This window comes from Shewanella baltica (assembly GCF_900456975.1).
Taxonomy (GTDB): Bacteria; Pseudomonadota; Gammaproteobacteria; order Enterobacterales; family Shewanellaceae; genus Shewanella; species Shewanella baltica.
This window is the reverse complement of record NZ_UGYM01000002.1, coordinates 1,638,683-1,661,983: the sequence shown is the minus strand read 5'-3', so window position 1 is coordinate 1,661,983 and position 23,301 is coordinate 1,638,683. Positions and strand designations below refer to the sequence as shown.

29 protein-coding genes and 1 pseudogene are annotated in these 23,301 nt (G+C 44.0%); 3 read left to right on the top strand and 27 right to left on the bottom strand.

Going from position 1 to position 23,301, the window contains the following annotated elements; translation table 11 throughout:
* Positions 1-59: 59 nt before the first annotated feature.
* The 24 genes and pseudogenes from DYH48_RS07580 to DYH48_RS07470 form a co-directional block, all read right to left on the bottom strand.
* Positions 60-1,769, bottom strand: a complete 1,710-nt coding sequence (locus tag DYH48_RS07580) for a GTPase domain-containing protein (RefSeq protein WP_115334436.1) — start codon at positions 1,767-1,769, stop codon at positions 60-62.
* Positions 1,770-1,778: 9 nt separating this feature from the next.
* Positions 1,779-3,884: a GTPase gene (locus DYH48_RS07575; RefSeq protein ID WP_115336109.1), complete on the bottom strand. Its 2,106-nt coding sequence runs from the start codon at positions 3,882-3,884 to the stop codon at positions 1,779-1,781.
* A 372-nt stretch (positions 3,885-4,256) separates the two neighbouring features.
* Entirely contained in the window at positions 4,257-5,513 is a 1,257-nt protein-coding gene (locus DYH48_RS07570) for a Y-family DNA polymerase (RefSeq protein ID WP_115334435.1), read from the bottom strand.
* Entirely contained in the window at positions 5,513-5,920 is a 408-nt protein-coding gene (locus DYH48_RS07565) for a LexA family protein (protein ID WP_115334434.1), read from the bottom strand. The genes DYH48_RS07570 and DYH48_RS07565 overlap by 1 nt, the downstream gene beginning before the upstream one ends.
* A 60-nt stretch (positions 5,921-5,980) precedes the next feature.
* Positions 5,981-6,211, bottom strand: a complete 231-nt coding sequence (locus tag DYH48_RS07560; RefSeq protein ID WP_115334433.1) for a hypothetical protein — start codon at positions 6,209-6,211, stop codon at positions 5,981-5,983.
* A 425-nt stretch (positions 6,212-6,636) separates the two neighbouring features.
* On the bottom strand, positions 6,637-7,017 hold the full coding sequence (locus DYH48_RS07555) for a DUF952 domain-containing protein (RefSeq protein ID WP_115334432.1): 381 nt from the start codon (positions 7,015-7,017) through the stop codon (positions 6,637-6,639).
* 57 nt (positions 7,018-7,074) lie between these two features.
* Positions 7,075-7,824, bottom strand: coding sequence for a trypsin-like serine protease (locus tag DYH48_RS07550; RefSeq protein WP_172481161.1), 750 nt, complete (start codon positions 7,822-7,824; stop codon positions 7,075-7,077).
* A 115-nt stretch (positions 7,825-7,939) separates the two neighbouring features.
* On the bottom strand, positions 7,940-8,296 hold the full coding sequence (locus DYH48_RS07545; protein ID WP_115334430.1) for a hypothetical protein: 357 nt from the start codon (positions 8,294-8,296) through the stop codon (positions 7,940-7,942).
* Between the two features lie 365 nt (positions 8,297-8,661).
* A pseudogene (locus DYH48_RS23920) lies at positions 8,662-8,850 on the bottom strand (IS91 family transposase); the annotation flags it as partial.
* Between the two features lie 2,494 nt (positions 8,851-11,344).
* Positions 11,345-11,779 (bottom strand): hypothetical protein, encoded by a 435-nt coding sequence (locus tag DYH48_RS07535; protein ID WP_115336108.1) that lies wholly within the window; start codon positions 11,777-11,779, stop codon positions 11,345-11,347.
* 81 nt (positions 11,780-11,860) lie between these two features.
* Positions 11,861-12,187 (bottom strand): hypothetical protein, encoded by a 327-nt coding sequence (locus tag DYH48_RS07530; RefSeq protein WP_006086982.1) that lies wholly within the window; start codon positions 12,185-12,187, stop codon positions 11,861-11,863.
* Between the two features lie 75 nt (positions 12,188-12,262).
* Positions 12,263-12,643, bottom strand: a complete 381-nt coding sequence (locus DYH48_RS07525) for a hypothetical protein (protein ID WP_006086983.1) — start codon at positions 12,641-12,643, stop codon at positions 12,263-12,265.
* Between the two features lie 76 nt (positions 12,644-12,719).
* Entirely contained in the window at positions 12,720-13,103 is a 384-nt protein-coding gene (locus DYH48_RS07520) for a hypothetical protein (RefSeq protein ID WP_115334428.1), read from the bottom strand.
* Between the two features lie 81 nt (positions 13,104-13,184).
* Positions 13,185-13,505 carry a hypothetical protein gene (locus DYH48_RS07515; protein ID WP_218565647.1) on the bottom strand — a complete coding sequence of 107 codons (321 nt, stop codon included), beginning with the start codon at positions 13,503-13,505 and terminating at the stop codon, positions 13,185-13,187.
* A 127-nt stretch (positions 13,506-13,632) separates the two neighbouring features.
* The gene (locus DYH48_RS07510; protein WP_256613031.1) at positions 13,633-14,079 is read right to left on the bottom strand and encodes a DUF5086 family protein; all 447 of its coding nucleotides are present in this window, start codon (positions 14,077-14,079) and stop codon (positions 13,633-13,635) included.
* An 86-nt stretch (positions 14,080-14,165) separates the two neighbouring features.
* Positions 14,166-14,462, bottom strand: coding sequence for a hypothetical protein (locus tag DYH48_RS07505; protein ID WP_115334427.1), 297 nt, complete (start codon positions 14,460-14,462; stop codon positions 14,166-14,168).
* A gap of 91 nt (positions 14,463-14,553) precedes the next feature.
* Positions 14,554-14,814 carry a hypothetical protein gene (locus DYH48_RS07500; RefSeq protein WP_115334426.1) on the bottom strand — a complete coding sequence of 87 codons (261 nt, stop codon included), beginning with the start codon at positions 14,812-14,814 and terminating at the stop codon, positions 14,554-14,556.
* A gap of 123 nt (positions 14,815-14,937) precedes the next feature.
* Positions 14,938-15,390 (bottom strand): DUF6985 domain-containing protein, encoded by a 453-nt coding sequence (locus tag DYH48_RS07495; RefSeq protein WP_115334425.1) that lies wholly within the window; start codon positions 15,388-15,390, stop codon positions 14,938-14,940.
* A gap of 87 nt (positions 15,391-15,477) precedes the next feature.
* Positions 15,478-15,885, bottom strand: a complete 408-nt coding sequence (locus tag DYH48_RS07490) for a hypothetical protein (RefSeq protein WP_006086985.1) — start codon at positions 15,883-15,885, stop codon at positions 15,478-15,480.
* 78 nt (positions 15,886-15,963) lie between these two features.
* On the bottom strand, positions 15,964-16,401 hold the full coding sequence (locus tag DYH48_RS07485; RefSeq protein WP_028760228.1) for a GNAT family N-acetyltransferase: 438 nt from the start codon (positions 16,399-16,401) through the stop codon (positions 15,964-15,966).
* A 61-nt stretch (positions 16,402-16,462) separates the two neighbouring features.
* On the bottom strand, positions 16,463-16,978 hold the full coding sequence (locus tag DYH48_RS07480; protein WP_115334424.1) for a hypothetical protein: 516 nt from the start codon (positions 16,976-16,978) through the stop codon (positions 16,463-16,465).
* Positions 16,979-17,059: 81 nt separating this feature from the next.
* Positions 17,060-17,374 carry a MafI2 family immunity protein gene (locus DYH48_RS24190; RefSeq protein WP_502263901.1) on the bottom strand — a complete coding sequence of 105 codons (315 nt, stop codon included), beginning with the start codon at positions 17,372-17,374 and terminating at the stop codon, positions 17,060-17,062.
* Positions 17,375-17,481: 107 nt separating this feature from the next.
* Positions 17,482-17,814 (bottom strand): hypothetical protein, encoded by a 333-nt coding sequence (locus DYH48_RS23600; RefSeq protein ID WP_147287765.1) that lies wholly within the window; start codon positions 17,812-17,814, stop codon positions 17,482-17,484.
* A 98-nt stretch (positions 17,815-17,912) separates the two neighbouring features.
* Positions 17,913-18,296: a hypothetical protein gene (locus tag DYH48_RS07470; protein ID WP_115334423.1), complete on the bottom strand. Its 384-nt coding sequence runs from the start codon at positions 18,294-18,296 to the stop codon at positions 17,913-17,915.
* A 212-nt stretch (positions 18,297-18,508) separates the two neighbouring features.
* Here DYH48_RS07470 and DYH48_RS07465 point away from each other — a divergent pair, with 212 nt between their 5' ends.
* Together DYH48_RS07465 and DYH48_RS07460 are read left to right on the top strand one after the other, a co-directional pair.
* Positions 18,509-19,399 (top strand): tyrosine-type recombinase/integrase, encoded by an 891-nt coding sequence (locus tag DYH48_RS07465; protein ID WP_115334422.1) that lies wholly within the window; start codon positions 18,509-18,511, stop codon positions 19,397-19,399.
* The gene (locus DYH48_RS07460; protein ID WP_115334421.1) at positions 19,396-20,481 is read left to right on the top strand and encodes an IS91 family transposase; all 1,086 of its coding nucleotides are present in this window, start codon (positions 19,396-19,398) and stop codon (positions 20,479-20,481) included. The genes DYH48_RS07465 and DYH48_RS07460 overlap by 4 nt, the downstream gene beginning before the upstream one ends.
* Before the next feature lie 246 nt (positions 20,482-20,727).
* Here DYH48_RS07460 and DYH48_RS23595 read toward each other — a convergent pair whose 3' ends face one another.
* The gene (locus tag DYH48_RS23595) at positions 20,728-20,961 is read right to left on the bottom strand and encodes a hypothetical protein (RefSeq protein ID WP_147287764.1); all 234 of its coding nucleotides are present in this window, start codon (positions 20,959-20,961) and stop codon (positions 20,728-20,730) included.
* Positions 20,962-21,365: 404 nt separating this feature from the next.
* On the opposite strand from DYH48_RS23595, the gene DYH48_RS07455 reads away from it, so the two are divergent.
* Positions 21,366-22,325, top strand: coding sequence for an integron integrase (locus DYH48_RS07455; protein ID WP_115334420.1), 960 nt, complete (start codon positions 21,366-21,368; stop codon positions 22,323-22,325).
* A gap of 369 nt (positions 22,326-22,694) precedes the next feature.
* Here DYH48_RS07455 and DYH48_RS07450 read toward each other — a convergent pair whose 3' ends face one another.
* Both DYH48_RS07450 and DYH48_RS07445 read right to left on the bottom strand, forming a co-directional pair.
* A complete protein-coding gene (locus DYH48_RS07450; protein WP_006082022.1) occupies positions 22,695-23,054 on the bottom strand; it encodes a hypothetical protein in 360 nt (119 codons plus the stop codon).
* Positions 23,044-23,259, bottom strand: a complete 216-nt coding sequence (locus DYH48_RS07445) for a helix-turn-helix transcriptional regulator (protein ID WP_006082023.1) — start codon at positions 23,257-23,259, stop codon at positions 23,044-23,046. Before DYH48_RS07445 ends, DYH48_RS07450 begins: the two co-directional genes overlap by 11 nt.
* Between the last annotated feature and the right edge of the window lie 42 nt (positions 23,260-23,301).

Sequence of the window (23,301 nt, the reverse complement as noted above, 5' to 3'; positions counted from 1 at the left end):
AGTGCAGCGAATAATTTGTCCGACAGCAGCGCTTTGTTAGCAGACCTCGCAGCATTAGCTCAATATAATGATTGTATTTCTTCGCGAAGCATGACTACACCTTCTAGTTGCAAGCGCAGCGCATTAACGCTATCTGACTTACCCTCAGCCTGTGAACGTATTTCTTGAAGGGCCTCATCGATATTCGTAATAGGCAGATCAAAGCCGGTATCAAGTAGTTTCTCGAGCTGGGCGTCGATACTCTTACGCACGTCATCACTGTACTCTTTGAAGCTTTTGCGAATATCCCGCTTTATTTTAAGAATCATTTTTGCATGCTCGGACTGCTGATAGTCGTCATACATCTGCATACCAACCCCAAAAATCGCCATGGCTGGACCTAGAAATCTCGCGCCCTTACCTATTTTGTCCGCTATTTTCACGGCCTCCCAAGCCTTGAACTTGTAGCCAAAAAAGCCGCCAACCTCTTTAATAGCACTGTGTAGAGTACTACCCGATACTGATTTGAGTCCTGTTTTAGATGCATCGCCAACAGCACTTTTTGCAAGGAAGGAGAATCCTTTTTCTGCGGATTTCGTCATACTCTGGCTGATGGCACTGTTAAGCTTCACGGGATCATCCTTGGAGAAGCTGCCGACTTTCCCATTTTCAGCATCAGGATTGAAATTCTTTGCAGTATCCAAAGCTTCATTTATCTTCAAACTAGCAGGAGTATTCGCTAACTCGACTAACTCAGCCTCAAGATCTGATAGGCATTCGCTCACAGTGACCTGCAGATCTTCCAAGGCAGAGTTTATGAGTCGTTCACATTCATATGTTGAACTGTCCTGTACCTTTTCAAATTCTTCCTGCTCTCCACCCAAAGCATCGGCAAGCTGATTTCCTTGCTCAACAATCTGGCCGTTAAGCTTGTCTAGGTCCGCTCCGACCTTTTTGATGAGGTCTCGTTTATTGGCTTGAAAAACGCGCTTGTTTTGCATGAGCAGGCTAACCAAGCCCTTTTGCAACGGATCAGATATGGTCAGTTCGTCAATTTTTGATTCCAGCGTGATTTGAAGCTGCTGGAGCGGCGTCGTCAGTCTGGCGTATAGACCCCGTTGCGCTACAAAATCATCAATTGCTTTGGTGAGCCCTTCAGCATTGGAAAGCGCCAATAACTCTCTGCGCTCTTGCTCGTCTTCCTCATCCAATGAATCGAAGAATGACTGGGCGTCAGTGAAGACGATGGGAAAGTCCTCTGGAATTTTGGGTTCAAGCACCTGCGTGATGCCCTCGACCTTGGTCTCTTTGTCAGCCGAGTCACTTTCAAACTTGTTGATAACGATCATCATCTCCTTAGCGCGACCTTGGATAAAACAAAGATCGCGAAAGGCGGCACCCACGATATCGTCGAACAGTTCATTAGTAATTACGTAAATCAGCAGGTCTGCTTTCGCTATGGCCTCAAGCGCTTTTGCATCATGTTGCTCGCACTCACCCGCAAGGATACCAGGGGTATCCCAGATATTTATCGATTTATATTGGTATTGAGTGACCACATCTGTTGTTACGCCAGCCCCTATCTTAATATGCTCAATACCTGTCAACATTTTAATTAAGGAGGACTTACCAGCACTGTACTGGCCAGCAAAAACAAGATTCAAAGGCGCTACATGAATATCAAACTCTGCCTCCGATGCCTTGAAGTTGCTAGCGTTCCATAGCTCATTAGAACGCTGGTAAAGGCTTGCTACCTTTTCTTTGAGAGCACTGTAACCAATTTCAGTCATGATTCATCCTTAAATGGGAATGAGGGTAATTTCACAGGAACAAAGTGCAGCCACCATTTTTATTCGGCGGTGGTCTTTTCCAATGATCTTGCTAATATTTCGCTTCTGAGCAAACACGGACACTTTATCTTTTTCGGAAAGCTCGATTTTCTCTACAAGCCCCCTATAAAGATGGGATATTTTTTTATCCAAGCTAGTGTCATACACTAAAATAATTTTCTCTCTCATGGCTTTGCCCATAGCCCGAAGAAGTTCAGAATCTCGAAAATAATCAGAGGTCAGAAAATAACAAGCATAGCCAGGAAGCCTCACAATCTTTAACACTTTCGGCATGACAAAATGCTGTTTTTTGATGATATAAGAAACTCGATTAAGTAGGCGAAAATTAATATCATGCCTTAGAGAATAGAGCTGACTATCAGTGCTATCCATCTCACTTATAAAACCATTAAGCGCTTGACAGAGAAGAGATAGGTTGTGTTCTACAGGCAAAATAACTGCTCGATAGATACTTATGTCGAACCAGCTTTCTAAACTAGCTTTTATTTTTTGCTTACTTTTCTCTATATCTTCAAGCAAAGCCTGACGCTGTTTAGACTTAGCCTCTTTGAGTTTCTTAGCACGACTATCGGAAAATAATGAAAAAATTGTGAACAAAATGCCGACACCAGCCGCCACCCAGCCGACAGGGTTCCATGAGTTAAAAAAGGCAATTGCGGTTACAACCCCAGCTATAGCGGAGCCCCAACCGTTTATACGCTTGAAGTCGAATTCACTGAAGTTCCGCCCATCGTGAGCAACCTCGAAAGACAAGGTAATTTCCAAGCCCTCATTCATTTCTCGATTGAAATCTTGAAGTTCTTCTACCACCTGTTCTGCCAAAGCTTGTACCGATCGCTCTACCTTTTTTGTAATTTTAAAACTCTTGTAATGACGCTCCCAAGCTACTGCTGCATTCTCATCCTCAATGTGGTCATCAACAAAATCTGCAACAGAGTCAACTAGTGGTTTAAAAGCAACATCCACTTCCTTAGAGAGCAACCGCGGCGCATCACGAAGAGTTTTTACCTTCCATTGGTAAATACGGGTGAGACCGCTTTCATACTGTTGCAAGAGCTTGGTGAGCCGATCCCTTTGGCTTAAAATTAGCAAGCTCTGTTCCTCAACATGATGAAGGCTTGAATCGAGAAACGTCTGGACCCTACGGATCGGCCCGTTACCTTCAACCTCATCAATGAGCGCATTAAGAACCTGATCTATTCGGCTCAGCTCATGTAATTGTAAGCCTTCTTCCCCCGGCATGACGGTTGCCAAGAATGCGGCCTGGGCATGAATTGGGATGATTCGGACTGTGCTTGGATTTATGCCTGCACGGCTGGCAAGGTTGTTTAAACGGTCAGTATGCTCCTGAATATCTTCTTCTTTAAAAATATATTTTTCTGGACTCCTCAATGCCCGGCGCCGGTTACCTTCATTCTCTAGATCTTTTTTTATGTTCAAAACGAAGATCAAGGGCTTGTTAAGTTTATGAACATAGTCAAGCTCAATAAAGGTTGACTCTTGGATGCTGTCGCTGTTGAGCATGAACAGCACGACGTCTGACTGTTCAAGAATCTCATGCGCAATCTGCGTGTCCTCTTGACCGTTATATGCTCCGAAGCCTGGGGTGTCGATTATCCTCAAGTTGTTCCATTCGTACTCTTTAACGTCGCGCGTAGTTCTTTGCGCTCCTTTACCAATGGTCTGACCATCCCCGCGAGTGATAGCCTCACGAATAGTGCTCTTGCCAGCCATCGTTCGGCCAAAGAGCATGACATTGAAGCAATCTAGGCTTCGTTTCAACTTGGCGAGATTGGCGTTTCGTTTCGAGAGAAGCCTTCCATAGTCTCTCTCAAGATCCTGCAGCATGTTGGTCAGACCATCCTCCACCATTTTGTTTTCGGATAGCGCCTTACTGCCATGTTCAATCACGCCCTGCAGTTTTTTTCTCAGAGCTTCAATAATGGTATCGCAGCTCTCAAAATAAGCTTGTACGGCTGTATATTCTTCTCTAGCAACTCGATTACAACTCTGTAGAGATGATAAATAAGGAGTATCGTCTACTGCTTCTTTCATTCTTTCTCCGATTTTTATAGGGCCCATAGATTACACCCAAGATCGAGCTTTTGATTTTTCTGCTAATATTTTATTCATGCGCATAGGTGTTTATCTCGTTGGAGCAGTGAAAACGCGCACAGTTAACTATCTGTATGTAAAGAACTTATCAGTTTTCTATCAAATACTCTATCTGGAAAAACGTGCATGCACTTTTCCCAAACCTATTATCTACTGAAAAAAGATATAACTAACTAATTTTAATGCTATTTTAAAAAGAAATGAGTAAATACGCACGAGTAGAGGATAAAAATCGTTCTAAATACTGAGATTTTGAATACGACTGTATGCTTATCTAGCCGTTTGATAGGAGTTAGCGAATGACAAAGATGTTTAGCAGTTAATGATGGGAACATCTAACCAATTGGTGGTGTACTGTGGGGTGAGTAGATCACGGCGCATGGCCCATTTTTGCTCGATACCTTGGGCAGCAATGAATAAGGTATCTGTGCCATAACGTTGATTAATGCCATCAAGAGTCTTCATTAATGCTGGTTTGGCTTTTGAAGCATTGAATAAATCTAACTGGCCATGCTGGGTGCTGACCAAATCAATCAGACCTACACCGACTTTATAATAACGTACACCGGCACGGAAAAGTTGAGATGCTGCTTGTGTCATACCTTGAGTGAGTTCAATGCTGCAATCGGTGGCACAAGCAAAGTGCACTAAGGTCTTAAAGCCTGTTGGGCGTTCATCGTAGGGAGAATTGCTAGCAAACAACAACATGGTTTTACAGCTTGAACCTTGCTTGCGCGCTTTCGCTGCAGCAATCGCCACATGTTTACTTAAGGCTTGCAGTAAATCTTCATACTCGGTAATACGCTCGCCCACACTACGAGTTGAGAATATTTGTTTCTTATCCGCCCTCGCCTCGTCCCACACTTTGCACGCTTGCCCATTAAGTTCACGCACAGTGCGTTCTATTTCAATACTAAATTGCTTCCGCGCTAAACCTGCAGGGATTTTGGCTAAGTCATAGGCGGTCTTGACGTTCATCAATTCAAGTTTTTTGCTTATCCTGCGCCCAATGCCCCAGACATCATTCACATTCATTGATTGTAAAATTGAAATCCTGTCTTGTTCATTATCAATAACACACACACCCTGATAGCCAGGTAACTTCTTTGCCGCGTGATTGGCCGCTTTAGCCAGTGTAAGTGTTGAGCCTATGCCGACACAAACCGGTAAACGTGTCTCTTTCCAAACCGCTTTTCGAATCAACTGGCCTTGGGTTTGTAAGCACTTAATGGCGGGATAACAATTTTTAAAGGAGAGAAAGCTTTCATCAATGGAATAGACATGCTGCTCTGGTGCAAATCGGCCAATGATATTCATCATCTTTGCAGATAAATCGGCATAGAGTTCATAGTTACTTGAACAAACAATGACACCTAATTTCGTACACAGGTCTTTGACTTGAAAGTATGGCGCAAACTTAGGAACACCCCGTTCTTTCGCTTGCTTGTTTGCCGCTACGATGCAGCCATCATTGTTGCTCAACACAATCATTGGCTTACCACGCCAATCAGGTCTAAATACCTGCTCGGCACTGCAATAAAAACTGTTGGCGTCAACCAAGGCAAACATCAGATATCCGCTAATAATGGACTTTGGCGATGACAACGAACAGAACGAATAACAACACCTTCAATGGTAAAGTTATCGTAATCATGAATAGGCTGAGGTAGGTGCTGTTCATTCGATGACAGCAGCATGCGATGCGTTTTATCGAGGATTTTACATACAAATTCACCGTTGAAATTGGCAACAATCACATCACCATGACGCGCAGTTTCCTGACGGTCAACAATCAATATATCGCCATAAAAAATGCCCACGCCCTGCATTGAGTCACCTTTTGCGACACCAATAAAAGTCGCGCTAGGATGCACAACTAACAACTCATCAAGGCTGAGACCCAGCTGACTATATTCAGCTGCAGGGCTTTCGAAGCCGGTGATACCGGCACTGGCATAGATAGGGATAATACGCATAGTCAACACCACTGTTTTTATATACAGTAATTATAGGCGTTGTTAGCTAACTGGCAAGAATTATTGTGATGTTTCGATGTAACACCATTGGTTCTTTTCTTTATCAAACCCCACGTCAAAATTCACCGCGGTGGTGTCACCCGTCTGGTGTATCTTTGCAACGACATCTTTTAGTTCAGATAAATCATCAACACAGGTAGGTTCCGACAACTGCACCAGAAACAAGATTAAGAAGCTAAAAGCGGTTAAAAGTAATGTTGTGACAAAGACTCGCACTGGTCTGAAGAGCATGGTTCTGCTTTCCTTTGCAAATAAACAACCTATTCTGCTACGTTGAAATGTAGTAACTGCGGGTCAAAAATGCAAAATCAATCAAGATGACCCATTTTTCATTGAACCTGTTCTAATGTCTATCTTCAATAATACTCAATTGGCTCGATTTACTCTGCTGTAATCCCTGCATAAACAAAGACATTAGCTTTACGGCAGACAAGGAATTAACAGTCTATGACTGATGAATGATACTCATCTTTCTCACTGCCAAAAAAGAAGAAATAGATCGATAAAAACAGGAAGGTCGTTTATGGGAGATACATTAAATGCACCATAAGCATCAAGTTCTTATTAGCTGCCCCCGAAATAGTCTGAAAAATAGATATTCACCCGACCCTCTTTTTTAATTTAGCGTCGCGCAGAGAGTGTGCTCCAATGCTTAGTTAGAATACAGACTCCTCAGACAGAGCTTTTCCAATCCGAAACGAGACAGCACCTTCGTCATCTGGCCTTGCGTCTAACGCAAAAGCTCGAACCACATTCTCAACTGGTACGCCCTCAACATAGAGATTTGGCCAGGTACCCAAAGGCTCCTCAGTCCTCTCCTCCCATTTCAGATATTCCGCCACCCCAGAAACATCAATCTCAAGAACGACAGGATCTTCCTCAACAGAAAACCATCTGTTCGCGACAAGCTCCACATCCTTCAATTCGTTCAGATGAACTCTGCCCCGCCGTTTATCTGCCTGACATCGAGGGACACGCCCGCAACGCTGAGCCTCAACCCAATCTTCTTTAGGAACAACTCTATACAAATGATTCACATCGATGCTTCCTATCTGTTTTATAGCCGTGTGCTGTCGTTTGTAGCCAGCATTATGTTACAGTTGTACAGATATGAGGCCTTGTATCCATTTTTGGTAATGACTTAACCGGACATTACAAGTGATCTGACCATATTGCCCAAGTGTTCTGTTGGCACTTTGCGCATCAGTCCAAGAAGCAAGACCGGCTAATTGCCACTCGGTTTTACCCTCAATCAAGACTGGACCACCACTATCGCCACTCCCAGAACCTCCTTCAAGTGCTAAAGACTCTGTAGAATTGTCAAACAGATAACAGAGCCAGCGGCCATTCGCGCTGGTGATTTTGTTGAAGGCTTGGCGTATTTCAGTGCGATGAGGGGCGCTGAATTCATAGCCACTCACGCCATTCCCTGTGGCGCCTTTTCCGATAATTTTAGCGACTTGTCCGAACTCGCTATTGCTACTAAAAATAGACACAGGTGCGACATCGGTAATGGGCTTTGCTAATTTCACCAGAGCGATATCATCCGATGAAGCGAGTAGAACCCTGAACAGCGTCCAATCCCAAGTCACCAGTGCTTGTTCGAGTAGTTGTTTGGGGGGCGCTTTATAACCAGGATGTATCTCAATACGCTCAACGGCTCTGGGGAGACCGCCCACCATAATTTGTTTGATTTCAGGTTGCCATGTGATCGCATGAGCGGCGGTTACAATCCATTGCGACGCAATTAATACGCCATGCCCCTCAACAGGCATGTCAGCGAGAGCTGGAAACTCTGCAGCCTGAATTCGATACTTTAAGTCGTCAACGTCGTGTCGAATCACGATGGCGCTTGAGCTGAAAGAGAGGAGAAGCAATATGCAAAGCAAAACTCGAGGCATTTATATTTCCTTTGATGTTCTCTTCGAATGTTAACGCCGCAGCATAGGCCGTAGGTGACTATTGCCTGAGGTCCAGCCCAAAGGGCGAGCATGCTTCCACTTGTTCTATTTTGCCTGCATATAAGTCATGAAGTTGCTTACATCCTTGGCCTGAAATTTTATTGTTACCTGCACTCGCCTCTATGGGACAAGAGTTATCTGGGTGAACTCCATCCATAATCTCAAGCAGATTAACAATGCCATTATCTAATGCCTCAGTAACGATCTCTCGTAAGAAAGCTTTCTCTTGAATGGACAAACTGGATTGCCAATCTTGAGCCTCTTTAGTAACACCAGAGTTATCTCCCTCAGCCCAATCAATAGTAAAGTCTCGAGAATGCTTTTTGATTAGATTAACAAATGCTTCGTTATTCATGCGACTTCCAAAGAAATATAACGTCTTAGTATTTATGCGCTGCGCTGTTTGCAGGGCATAAATCGCTTGTTGGACTTGGCCGCTGCCACATCCGTGTAAATGGGTATAAATGATGCTATAGGAATTTTCCTTTTTGCGGTAGCGATTTTTTATACAGTTTGATGGGTAATCACTTGATATCGTTTTAGCTTTCTCATTCTGCCACGCTCATTTTCGTCTAATTATTGACCTTGGCTGACAGCATTGGGGCCCACATTCAGGCTGCCACTCACACCCTAACCCCATAAGGCTGGCTGCTTCTCGCTGTCGGTCATTACGCTACATCTTGAGGGAGTGGTTATCCTGACATGCGTACTAGCAGTACTTTAAGTGTTAATCATCACTAGTCCCTGTGGTCTTATCAGCCTAATAAACTGCAAATGACCTAGCTGGCATTGCGGACATGACCACAAACAGTCCTCCTTAATCAAAGGACTCGCCAATACCACCAATGGTTTGTTTGATTGCAAGTTGATTAGTGCGAGCTTTTTGCAGTGGCAAGCATTGATTAAGTACTGCATAAAATAACAGTCATGACATACAGCACTAACCGGTGAGTAAATTTGGAATGATTTAGTTATCAGTTAAGTGATTTTGGGATAAAGCTAGAACGAAACGCTATGCCTAGGTGGTGGCACTCAGATGTGTTCAAACTAAAGGTAGGTTTCTCCCCTCCCTGTTCTCCGCTTTATAGTGACTCGCTTACCAAGAGACGCAAAATATCGGCCCATTCAACAAAGATCAAAGGATCACAAAATCGATCTGTTGAAGTTGGTATATCAGAGCACACCTATTTTTTGAACTCCTGAGGAAATAGGAATAATAAGCAAATAAAATCAACGCCATAAATAGCGTTCAAAATTATGAACGCCCCCTAAAAGCCCGTTAATAAAACAACAACCAAGCCCTCTAAAATCCTCATATGTAGTGAAGCACTGCGTGTCGCCGCCCCCGCAATCAACCGCGCCGGAAGGACCCGCGATGATAATGGTTCGCATCTACATCGAGTTGAGAGCGATTCTCATCATCATAAAGTGTCGCGTTCGGTTTCAATCAAACCGTGAGCATCAGCGAGACACAAAATCCGCCCATCTGAAAATCAAAATTCCTCATAATTGCACATGATCATCGCTCCATTCCTATCCATGCAGGATGACTAATATAGGTAAAGATAACGAGTCTGGCACTCGGTTAAAATGAGCCTAGTCCTAGACAGAAGCAATTCACCTAAAACCGTCTAAAACCGTTTAAAACCTTGGCTTTTACCCTCTTCACCCCATTGCCATCATTTAACACCAAAGCAACAAATGCACGCTATTGCATCCTTCCTTAGGGTTGATGCAATGACTCGTCTGTAGCCTTACTGCTGCATGGGCTAGAGTGCTCCCAACTTTTTGAGGCTATCTAGGGATTATCTAGGCCGCATCAAAAAACGGTTGAACCATATTGGTGCAAGACACTGAACAACACCTATTGAATAGAAACATATCACTAACAATTCAGATTAAGGCAGCATGAGCCTAAAAACGCGTTCAATCACCCAGAAACAGTGTGCAGATCATCCCAGTTCACCTGCTTTCGATGACTAAAAACGGGGAGCTGATAACGCCTTCGCAGGATGAGGCCGCGACCGAAACAGTGAGCCGAATAGAAGGATCCATTTAGGCGCCATCAATTCACCCAGAACTGCCAAAAAACTCACCTTTTACCCTACCCTTTACGCCCTTCAAGCGTTAACACAACAGCAACAAAAGCGAGCCGTTGCATCCTCCTGTAGGGTTGATGCAACGACTCGCCTGTAGCCCTACTGCTGCATGGGTTTGAGTGCTCCCAACTTTTTGAGGGGATCTAGGGATTATCTAGGCCGCATCGAAGCACTGTTGAACCCTAATGGTGTAATGGACCTATATAAATAAAACATATTAGTAACAAATTAACCTAAGGAAACGTGCGGTATTCTCCCTCGTCATCGTCACACAACACGCCTATATCTGCCCTAACATTGCCGGCTTCACCCACAGACATGAGTAAATGCCTGAACGACTAACGCACCTGCAGGTAAAGCCGCTTACAAACGTAAACATGCACATTAATGCTAGGCATCGGCCCTATCCATCCCTTTATCCCAACAAGCAATTAGCCAGCATAAAATTAGCAGACACACTTGCAGTGTTAACACGCGGCAGGAACATAGGAACAACACGCTTACGTACCGGCCATCATCGATCACCGGCATTAGTGCATTACTGCCCACGGCTCATTATGTGTATTGGGATTGGTTAAAGCTGACGACAGGGCATGAAGCGTAATGTTATCGGGTGACACGTATGAAGGTGAAAATAGTGGTCTAAGAACAGGTCGAACTGAACACACGATTGAACTGGATTAGTGACTTAACCTGCCAATATTCAAATCACGATGCAAACAGATTCGACTGGCTGCTTTAGTTCACTTCTGCCCCATTATGAGTTAGTGCGAACTCCCCATGACACCCGCACAACCCGCAACATAGACCGTGCAGGATAAAAACAAAAACAGTCGATGTGCGATCATGTTTCGAAACCTAACATTTGGTTAAGGGGCGGGGCTCATCCCAGTGAACGAAGCGAGCGATTTGAACCACTAGTTAGGGGCCTGTACGCTTGGTTCGGAATGTAAAGTACATGGCTGCAAATGTTACTGGCCACCACGTAAAAATTAATATCAAGGCTTCTGCGATATGTACATTGCCTTGGCTGTGCTTTGTGAATATGAAGTCAGTTATTGATTGGAGCACGATGCCGCCATTCCAGATGCGAGCCTTATGAGCAGGCCATGATAAAAAACGCCATAAATTTCCATGCGCTAAATCGTAAGAAAAAAAAGCAGCAACCAGTAATACTATTGTTGCCAATAAGCTGAACAGTAACAGTAAATTGATTCTTATGAGTGGCATATAGCAAAGGATCCTAACGCAAAGCACACTGGCGACGAGGCGCAGCGGTCGCAGGCCGCAAGTGATGCGTATTATTATGTTCCATTTACTAGGGCCGCTTTTGAACCCACATTATTAATTACCGATATCCGAGATAAGCCACCTACAAAACGATCAAATACGGCTGGTTCCACCTTAAATGAGAATGAAGCTACAAAACATACCTTTTCTCGGGGATAACGGGTATCTCTGGATACAATTTGTATAGTCGCCAATATGCGCCCAGAATTATCGGCGCAAGAGAACACAATATCGAAATGAGACAACTGATCACTCTCACCAGAGTAAAACCGAACGCTATCCTCTCGTTTCTTGGGAAAGCCAATTAGTTGAGTGCAAAACTCTTGAAATTGGTCTTCGTTAACGTAGCAATCGGCTATACCGGCAAATCCACTACTTTCGCCTTTCACTCTTAGTTTCAGCAGATCATCTATTTCGGATAATCGCTCAAATTCCAAATATTCACTCATGACTGTCCTGAAACATAACGCTTTAAATATGGGGCGCGTGCTGTTTTCGCGTCCCAGCCCAGCTTGCTGGGCGAACATAATTTACTTGTTAGTACGATATACCGCACCAACGCCTAACGGGTCTATTTCAATCTGCGACGTAAACCTTACGTCTGCTATTTTAACTACACCGTGCTTAACAAACTGGGCAACTATTTCGAAAGCTTCAGAAGCTTTCGCTTCAGTGACATTGATTGAACTTTGATATATCAGAACGATGTCGGATTGAATAGTATCTTTTAGGAGTTTACTAAACTTCCGATCGTCCAGTTCTTCACTATCATTAAAAACCCGCACCCAATTACCACAAGGTCCTATTCTGCCGTGTGATAGCTTGTGCATGAGAGTGATAATTTCTCGATTCGTCATTTATCGTACTAACGCCCCAAGCAGGGGATTTTATGAGCGTTTTTCAGCGAGTAAAATTTCCGCTGAATTGGCTTGTTAACTGCTTTTGCAAATACCATGAATTTCCTTTGTATCAACGGACTTTTGCACTTGAGACCAGTTTTGACCGTCATAATAATTAACGACTACGCCATGCTTATATACATGAATCGTAATATCGTCTGATTTATAAAAATAACCAGGAGCAGCAGTTGCTACATAGTTTTGCCAACTTGAGTTATTCAGTTGTAACCATTTATTAAGCTGAGCATATTCAACTGAATCCTTGTTGATTTTTCCGTTGCATGTAACCCAAGCATCAGGATGGTAAATGGTAAAATCTATATCTTTTGAGCGGTCAAACCACAAAAGCAATGCACCAACTATGACCACTCCTCCAATAAGAACATATGCAATTACTTTCAGAAACTTGACCATGCTAATCCATGCAGTTAACACCTAAAGCACCGGCAGCAAAAACAGAGCGAAGCGACGGTTTTGATGTCCGGTGCCTTTACTTGTTAGCTGCATACGCATCGAGCCTAGTTATGGTGAAAGCTATACTCTCACCCGTGATGGTTGTTTCGAATGGTGCAGCCAATTCACATAAACCTACATCGACTAGGGTTTCATTTTCGATGCTGGTTACAATCCCAAATGCTCGATATGACCAACTTCGTTGGTGCTCTAATTTTTTCACACCATCAACGTTGCTATCTAACATCGAGTTTTGTTCTTCATCCTCATAAGCGAGTCCCACAGATAACTCAATATCAACAGTATCTCCGGGCTTGAGTTTGCTACCACCAAATTCATCCATAGCAATAATCTCTTGGCCGTTTATTTCTAAAGTGGCCTCTAGATAATCACCTTCTGTTCTCTTGAATATTGCTTCCATAATTCTCTAGGCAGCTAACAATGCCCGCAGCGGCGAGCGTAGCGAGTCCAGCAGCCGAAGGCTGCGTGCTGCCGGGCCTTGTTATGCCAATTGCCGAAGCCAATCATTGAACCACTCCTTGGGCATTTGCTCGGCCTCAAAGTCTTTGGTCCGGAGCTCTTCAAGCGTATATGTGTTTGCCAGATAGAGATCCCACTGAGTTTCCACATCTGTGAGAACAGGGAGCAATCTCTCAATTTCTGGAACGGCATCAACATCGAGATACTGACACCAGAACCTATCGCACCATTCTGCGATCTGCCTGTGCGAGTATGGGGATGCTTCTGGGGTTGCGCCCCATCCAAGCATTTGTATCACTGATTCTCGCGTAAACGGCATTTCCGCTGGCGCACTTGGTTTCATAGTTCGGAGCACCTACTCACTAAGGCATAACGCCAAGTTCAGTGGTGGCCGGAACGGAGTGCCTACTTGCACATTGTGCAAGTAAGCGCACAGTGTCGGGCATCCACTGCAACGCCTGGTTATGCATTTACATGCACTCTATTAAGGATGTGTCGCAAATTGCCCCACCCTTGCCATTGTTTTCTTTCTGCCAAGACGAATAAGCATTGTCAAAAGATTCAGGATAAACACCGCCTTTATTCAGAGAGTCTTTAACACTGGCCTTCAATACTTTTTCTGTGATTGCCATATGGCGAACTAAGCGCTCGACTTGCCAAGCAGCATTGCCATGTTTTCGACCAATCACTTCAATATGAAATACACCGGTAGTCGCTGCGCTCTCAAGGTTATGAATGATGACCCACCGACTCATATTTTCGGTAGATTCAATAGTCCAGATTCCGGCCTTGTGTGTAGCTAGATCTGAAGCAAATGCGCTACTTGCAAGCAGACCAGAGATCAACCATAAAATTCTGTGCACATAAACCTCAAAATGCATAACGTTGAGCGCAGGGGCGCGTTGTAAGTTGCGCATGTGCGATAAACTTCGCGCAGCGATTCGCTAAATGCGCGACTTACAAAGCATCCAGCAAACGAAGTTTGCGAGCCTGGCGCGATTTGTTATAGCAGCACAAGAGCACCGCTTTCCAAAACTTGGTAACTTAGATTTTCTTTGAAGTCCACAACTTTCGCTGGTATTAAGCCATCACCATTGCGAGGTAAATCCATTAAATATGTGGAAATATAATAGTGTAAGTCTTCTTTCTTGAAAAAGGTTTTGGCAATCAACTTTGGCCTCTCAAGGTCATAACGTATTACCACTAAATGAGAAGCAGAGTTCCTACCAAAACCAATAGGAATATCTATGCCTTCTTTTTGGCAAAACTCATAAATAATTTTTGTGTACTTTCCTTTCATTGCAGTCCTGTAGCTATAACGCCCGCAGCACGCGCGGCCTTGTAGTGGAGGCGAAGCCGCAACGAAAAAGCCGTCGCTGTGCCTGCGCTTGTTAACTGTGGCTGGCAACCAACTTGGTGCATTCATCGATAATTTCCGGAACGCAGCTTTCTACTGTGATGCCTATGTTCTCATGGTCGTATTGTTCGTGTGCAAGAAGACCAAATGCTGCCAGCTCAGTTGGCCAATCAAGATCACGGTTGATTTCTCCGAGCTTGGCACAACCAAGGTTAGGATCAATATCACCCGCCAATATTTTCTTAGCGATGCTCACCGCATCAGCTAACATTTCGATTTTCTCGGTTTCTTCCATAGTTTGCTTTTACAGTTAACGCCGCCATATAGGGCGCACAAATGCTTGGCTAAACTTAGCGACGAAGGAGCGCAAGCCAAGCGTTTTGCGTCCAACTACCATAATGGCCTTGTTATAAATCGATTACTCTAAGCCAACCCTTAATATTTTTCCGTTTTTAATTACGACTCTCAAACCATGCTCTACATCGAAGGTACACTCATACTCTAAATGAAGTTCTCCACCTTCATCTTCAGGAAACATGAACACTCCTGGTTCGGTGATATAGTTCCACACTTCATTAGGTGCGAATAGCTTTGGCATTAGCTCGTCGGCATACTCCCCTAAACCAAGATGATAATCAGGTAAGACTCTCTGGTAATATTGGAAAATTGCTTCCTCAATTTTAGGGAACTCAAGTTCGATATTATTGTAAAGCCAGTTGATAGAATCTTTATGCGACTGCTCTATTTCACCAGAACCAGATAACCCTATAGTAAACAAAACACTTTCACCTAAAGCAGGAAAAGATATTTCCCCCTCTAAATCGTGTCCCATTAATTCTAATTGATCAATTATTTTTTCGGCTACTTCCATATTTACCTAGATTTATAACGCTTTAAACAGCGGAAAACGCGAACGTTTTGGCGCAGCCAGTGAGCGGTTTTCCGATGATTTAACTTGTTAAATGCCATTTTTCTCGCGCTCAGCTTGTTTTTTGATTTTGGGCATTTGTATTTGTAGTAAAACAAATGCTGGCACTAATGGTACAAACGCTAGCCAAGATTGCATTTGAAAAGCCCAAAAGTAAATGAACCAACCTTGGCTAATAATTAAACCAGAAATTTTTAACCAGCGCGAGAAAAGCATAAGATCTCCCATGGCCGCTAGAAGTAACCCAAAGCAAAGCGCACCGAAGCCATACAACCAAAGGTTAAAGTTCAGAGATGAATTAATAGCCCCTACATCGATGGCAATTCCAAATAAAAATGGAACCAAAACCAAGATCATGGCGACAGTAGAAAAGCGATCATTACTCTGCTGCTTCTGATGAGCTTTATTTTTCTGTGCGAGTTTCTCTAATGTGTCCATGGCATTTAACGCTCGCCTAAACGGCGAGCAGCTTGTTGCGAGTCCAGAGGCCGCGATGTTTAAGGCGATTGTGAGAGCTCACAGCTTGATGACTGCCAACATATCTTCACCATCTTCATCCAAACCCACTTCCTGAAAGCCAAAACGTGAATAAAAATCTTTGGCCACCGGGTTTTCAGGGTCATAGCAAATTTCTATTTCTTTTACTTTGTCACTGGATTTGATTTCATTGAGCGCCAAATTTAGTGCAACTCTGCCAATACCAGATTGTTGATAGCGTTGATCCACCATAAAGCGCCAGATAGAAACTTTTTCAGGCGTTTCAGATACCCACATGAAAAAACCGACAGGCTTATCGTTCTGATAGATAGCTCTGCAGGTATGCCCTTGGCAGTAATGTGATTCAACCAAAGACCACATATTGCTCGCAACATATTCCTGTTGCTCATTCGTGACATCTAAGTCACATACGTCTTCATAATTTGAACTTGTAATCTCTTCCAATGTGATACTCATGACTTTCCTTAGCTCTAACGCCCAAAGCAGCTGCGCGGTACGTGTCGGCAGGCTTTTCTTGTTAGCAGTTGATTGCCAGCATTAGTGTTTTTGTCACTTTTTTGTATTCTATTTCTGAAACTTTAAAAGGCACTTTATTTACCATAGGTATTGGAGGCAATATTTTTACTTTAGAAGCACCAATGAGCGATTCAAACTCTATATTCAAATGGTAGCTTCGATAAGATTTACAGTTAAACGTACTAGTGAAACCACCACAAGGCTCTCTAATTCGATCACTTTGTATTAAATCCTTGGCTTTTTCAGTGAATTTTTCATTATTTACCTGAACACTTATTTCATTGTTTTGCCATTCAACACTACTACCATCTACGACTTCGACTACCAAATAAACAGAATTGTTACCTAAATTAACTTTAAAACTGGCCCCTTCCATTTCATATCGAAAAGTTGATGGGATTTGTGCGCAGCCATTTATAATGACGTCACCACCAAGTCCTTTTGGACTCATAAAAGTGGCCGTATTTGGCGCACATCCAGCAATCAATATAAAAAGAACAAGTATTAGATTACGCAAATTTTATCCTTAGCTAACGCTTTTGGAAGGGGCGAATTTGTGGCGGAGCCACGCTTAAATTTGTCCCGCTTACCAAACTTGTTAAGTGTTTTTGTACTGTTTTGACCATGAGTTCCAATCGTCTTCGTTACGTAGGTAGACCAGCAATGGAAGATGCTCCATTCTATTGGGATATGGAACAGCCAACATCTCCTCTGAATAACTACGATGGTTGTTAGAATAATTTGCGAGGATATTGGTTAGTACAACACTAGCAACTTCCTTAGATTCTTCACTGGGTTCGCCATCGAATATAAAACGTGCAACAAAGTCTTCACCGTCTAAGGACAACTTGAATGATACAGCCCTAAAGGATGGAGCAACTTCACCTAGAAGTGCATTCTGGGCGTACTGCATTAATTTTATATCGTGCTCAGTTCTCATAGACACTTAACGCCGCAAACAGCGGCCGAACGATAGTGAGGTCCAGCACAGGCGCTTTTTGCCTGTGCACCGCTGCTTTGTTAGGCATTTTGAACAACCACTGTTTGCGAGCTTGGTGAACTGTACTGCCATGCTTCAGGCCCGCTACAAGCTTCTGTAACAACAAACTCCGCCCCACCTTGAAATCTAAGTGACAACAAGGGCTGACTTGAAGCTGATGTTAACGGTAAACCGATAAGACTTACCAATGCATCACAAAAACCAAACTGCCCTTGCAGTAACAAATTTCCGTCCTGCTTTAGTTCAGCTGTGTTGTAAATGCTAAAACAAGCATCCTGAAACACCAACTGAATGTAGTCATGAACGAACACGACCTGGGACAATGGCGCTACTGGTAGGATATATGGACTCATAATGATGAATGCCTAACGCCAGCAGCACGCGCGGCTTTGTAGTGGAGGCGAAGCCGCAACGAAAAAGCCGTCGCTGTGCCTGCGATTGTTAGGCATTTCTACTCCCTACCTCTCGAGATATAGTCAGCATATTCGTCTTGAATCATTAGCTCATTCAGTAACTTTTCAGATGATCCAGTGAATCGCTGCTCAATAAATTCGATCGCTTGTCCAAATGAAGCGAACGATATGTCTTCATTTGCTTCTTCAAGCTCCAGGTCTGGATCAAGCGGACCAAATTCATAAATATCAAGGAATGACTCATCACCCAAGTCGGCTGTTTCGTAAACCGAGACATCTATTTGGGGGCCGGCCCCCCGAATGCTTAGCCACTTTATGCCGGCACGGCCATCCCGTTCGCATCCGCCAAGGAAGCACTCAACTGCTTTTCCTCGTTTAAGCGCCGATTCGGCTTCCTGAAGATTGAGATATCTACGGCTCATTGTGTATGCCTAACGCCGCCTTAACCGGTGAGTAATAGTTGGCTAAACTGTGAAGCGAAGCGGAACCGAGCCAACTGTTACGAATCCGACTTTAAGGCCTTGTTGAACGAAGCCGCTTTGCGGCAGGAACAAGATAAAGCCATCCTTTTGCCCCTCATCCTAAATACTTGCTAGACGCGACCTGCTTCGGTCGCAAACCTAGGAGTATCATCATGGACATTCACGAACAACAACGCTTTGATTTACTTTATGAACAACATCTTACCAACTTAACCTTGCAAGGCAAGCGGCCTGCAACCATTGATGCCTATAGCCGAGCTATACGCCGTATTGCGGCATATTTTGACTGCTGCCCCGATACCCTGACCACCGATGATTTAAAACGCTATTTTGCTGATTTGATTGCCTCACATTCATGGAGCACCGTCAAACTCGATCGCAACGGTTTGCAGTTTTTCTACTTTCACGTCCTCAATAAATCTTGGCAGTGGCTTAATATTGTTAAGCCACCACAGGTGAAACACCTGCCCGATATCCTGACGCCCTGCGAGGTCGCGATGGTTATCAGCCTCACGCGTCAACTGCGTTATCAGGTTTGTTTCTTAACCCTGTACAGCATGGGATTGCGCCTTGGTGAAGCGATTTCATTGCAGGTCGGGGATATTGATGCAGGACTCATGCAGGTGCATATCCGTGATGCTAAAGGTGGCAAGGATAGACTGGTGCCGTTACCTCAACGCACCTTGTTAGCTTTACGCTATTATTGGCGCACCCACCGTCATCCTCGTTTGTTGTTTCCGGGTAAAGATAATCAACCTGATTCACTCATGGACAGAGGCGGGCTCCAAAAAGCCATGAAGCAAGTCATTTCCGAGTGCAACATTCATAAAGCCATCAGCCCGCACAGTCTACGCCACAGTTATGCCACCCATTTACTGGAGCAAGGACTCGATTTGCGCTCAGTGCAAACACTGCTTGGCCATCACAGCCTGAATACCACCGCCCGTTACACGCGGCTCACTGATATCACCCGTAAAAATACCTGTGAGGCAATTAACCAACTGACCAACGACTTAGCTTTGAGGTGGGAGTGTGGGTTATGAGCCAGTTTATCGATATTTTACGCCAACATCTGGCGGATTTTCGGCGGCGTTATGCCCATCAAATCACCCCAGAAATACATGCTGCTATCCATGCCATGCTCAGCTGTCGTTGCAACACGGCGAGGGTGAGTTGCTGGGATTGTCAAACCTGCGAGCAACAGCTTGAGTTTCCGCTCTCTTGTGGTCATCGTAGTTGCCCACAGTGCCAACACGGCACCACATGTGACTGGCTGAGTAAACAACAAGCCAAGTTATTACCGGTGAATTATTTTATGGTGACCTTTACCTTGCCGTTTGAATTAAGAGCCATAGCGAAGTCGCAACCCGAGCCGTTCTATCACGCCATGTTTACCGTGGCAGCGAGTGTACTCAAAGACTTTGCCGCACGCTCCCCTAAGCTCAGTGGTGACATCGGCTTCACCGGCGTACTGCATACTCACAGTCGGCGCAGAGACTACCATCCACATCTGCACTTCATTATCCCAGCAGGGAGCTACCACTCAGGCAAGCGGCAATGGCGCAAGTGTCAAACCCATTACTTATTTAACGCCTTTAATCTTGCCAAGGTGTGGCGAGCACGTTTACTGGCTTATCTGAGTGACACGCTTCAGCTTAAACTGCCACATCAATCCCAGTCGAAATGGGTGGTCGATTGTCAGTTCGTCGGTAAAGGTGCTCCTGCACTGCAATATCTGTCGCGCTACCTTTATCGGGGCGTTTTACCCGACAGCAGTATTTGTCGTCATGTCGATAATCAGGTGAGCTTTACCTATCAAGACAGTCAGACTCGCTGCCAACAAGTACGCAGCTTGCCCGCGGTCGAATTTCTGTGGTTGATATTACAACATGTGTTACCCAAAGGATTACGGCGAGTACGAGACTATGGCTTACTGCGAGGCAATGCCAAAAAGCTACGGCAACAAATCCAACTAATGTTGGCTGTCGCAGGTGCAGTGTTCCCCATGTTACCTGAGGTCAAACGTACCTTAGCCGTGCGCTATTGCCCTTGCTGCCATCAAGCTATGCATTTTATGGGTGTTCATATGCGTCATCGACCGACAGGCGCTAATATCACCGCTTAAGGCGAGAAGTATAAGGATAACGGGTTAACCAAACAGAATGAGGACTCGATAACAGCTTGATGAACAAGTGATAAAAATATTAGCTCGTTCGCTAAGGGCGGGTCATGTCTGCAAAAAAGTCTCTTTCAAAGTACGACCTTAGCACCCTCAAATTCTCAATCAGCTATTTGCATAATAAAGTGTCAACAACCAGCATCGGGCTTGTTCAACACTTGGGATAAGGTCGCGGCTACGCGCGGCCTATCCTTATTTGTTAGGGCACTTTATTTCAAAAACATATGCTTGATTTGGTGATTCGCCGCAACCACCAGACCGACATTCATAGCTAATGACAACGATCATGTCATCTCTCAGGGTAACTTCATAATTGCTACCACAATAATTACCCGAAAATTTATTTATTTCTTTTAGATAGAACGAATAACTTCTAGAAGGATAAGAGATTACTTGAGCCAATATCATTTCTCCATTTTGGCTCATTATTACAATTCCTTCACCTGACTCAGTCCCATCTATCACTTTCAGGCTAGATGAACAGCCCACAGTAGCGATGATTAAAAATATGGCAAGGAGTCTCATAGTGCCCTAACATTTTATTAGTGCGCATGCGCGTTTACCTCATTAGACCAGTAAAAACGCGCACTGTTAATTACTTGTAATAAAAGGAACTTATCAGCTTTTTTCAAATACACCATCTGGAAAAACGCGCATGCGCGTTTCCCAAACCTATTATCTCAAACCATCAAAAAATAACTTATTGATAATTAATACAATATATAATTTAACATAAGTGTAAACGCGCAAAAAAATTTACACTCTTCCTTGATTTAAGCGATTTCTAAATAATACTGTATATATAAACAGTAAAAGCAAGGATTGCTATCATGAGTATAAAAAGCCCTTTTTTAAGCGGTGTTCAAGAAGAAATGCGCATGCGTGGTTACAGTATTAGAACAGAAAAATCCTACCTGTATTGGATAAAGGCGTTCATTAACTTTCACCACAAGCGTCATCCTGAAACGATGGGAACAGAGGAGGTCGCACAATTCTTAACCTTCCTTGCCAATCAACGGAATGTGGCTATCAACACTCAAAAAATTGCACTGAACGCGTTAGCCTATTTGTACCAGAAACATTTGCATCATGAGCTTGGAAACTTAGGTTTTTGCTATGCCACTAAACAACGTTATTTACCTACAGTGTTATCCCCTTCAGAAATCTCACTAATACTAAATGAGCTTGATGGCCGCGATAGGCTAATAATAGAACTACTCTATGGTAGTGGACTTAGAGTTTCAGAATGCCTCAGGTTACGTATCCAAGATATTGATATTGAACAAGCTTCGTTGACTGTGAGGGATGGTAAAGGTCATAAAGATAGACAAACAATCCTTAGCCATAAATGTGCCATTAAACTCACAGCATATATTAATAAGGCAATGGAGATTCAACACCGTGACAACCAACAAGGGATCGGCCCTTCCCTACCCAATGCGTTAGAGCGTAAGTATCCAAATGCCTTTAAGCAACACGGATGGATGTTCATTTTCCCTTCAACCACAACCTGCATTAATCCTTATACAGGAACGCTTTGCAGGCATCATCTTCATCAGAGTGTTATTCGTAAAGTGCTCGGCAATGCGGTGCGTAACATCAAAATAACTAAGCGTGTTACCTGTCATACATTTAGACATAGCTTTGCAACCCATCTACTTCAATCGGGCAGTGATATCAGAAGTGTTCAGGAGCTACTTGGCCATAATGACGTTAGTACAACACAAATCTACACCCATGTGCTTGGCCAACATTACGCAGGGACAACGAGTCCATTAGATAAGTTATAAATTCTAAGTAATAAAGCAATCTCGATTGCCTCTAGTAGTCTTACTAATTCAGGTCAACTAACACTTAACTTACAGAGTGTTTGGATAGCCCCGTAAAACACTTGGGGGTAACTGGCGTTAGCCCAAACAAATGCATAAAGGCGTATTGCGGCAAGAGCACCAGAATGATAAACCCACAAAACAATCATTTGTAAAAGCCTAGTTTCATTGTGATCAATATAGAGATCACACCTAAGCTCAGTGCATCATTTAATCGCGAATGATTTTGCATAGGTATCTGTCCGAACCTTTGATAAAATCCTGTCAACGGGTTAGCAGTCTTGGTGGACAACCGGCTAACCCGCCAGCCCTCGCAAGAGGGCGTTCCTTCTAATTCATCCTATCTAGCAGTGCCATTTCGGCTTTTCTTAGCCAGAAGATGTATGACTTTTTACTGTCAAATCCCATTAAGGCCCATTGCTCTTTGCACAGGTAATGGGCACGAATGGCGCGTTTACAGTTAATGGATAACTGCTCAACGAGGTGGTCAAAATGGGCGACGTGGGCTGGCACGTTGAGTTCGTGCTTTAGGTTGCCACCGCCCAAAGCTTCACCTAAACGGTCGCAGGCGCTGCGGTTTGAAAACCCCTTGCCCAACTCTTGGTACACCCAATAACGGCCCCAGCGATACAGCCCTAACCGCAACGCCTTAATGTTCATCCTCTGCTCGGGTTCATCGCTAAAGCCCATTGGCCACCTCATTTATCTTCTCGATGGAAAGCTTAAACACATCAAGGCATATCGATGTCACATCGTCATAGGGCGCAGTCGTACGGCCATTTTCCCAACGTTGGTAAGTGTTGCGGCTAATGCCGTAAATCTCAGCCACTTCGTCTTGGGTCATGCCCCGTAAACGGCGCCCTACTTTCAATACATCCGCGGCGCGATTAGCCATAAATCCTCCTACGTGAAGTCCATAACCTAGTTGTTCTAATTG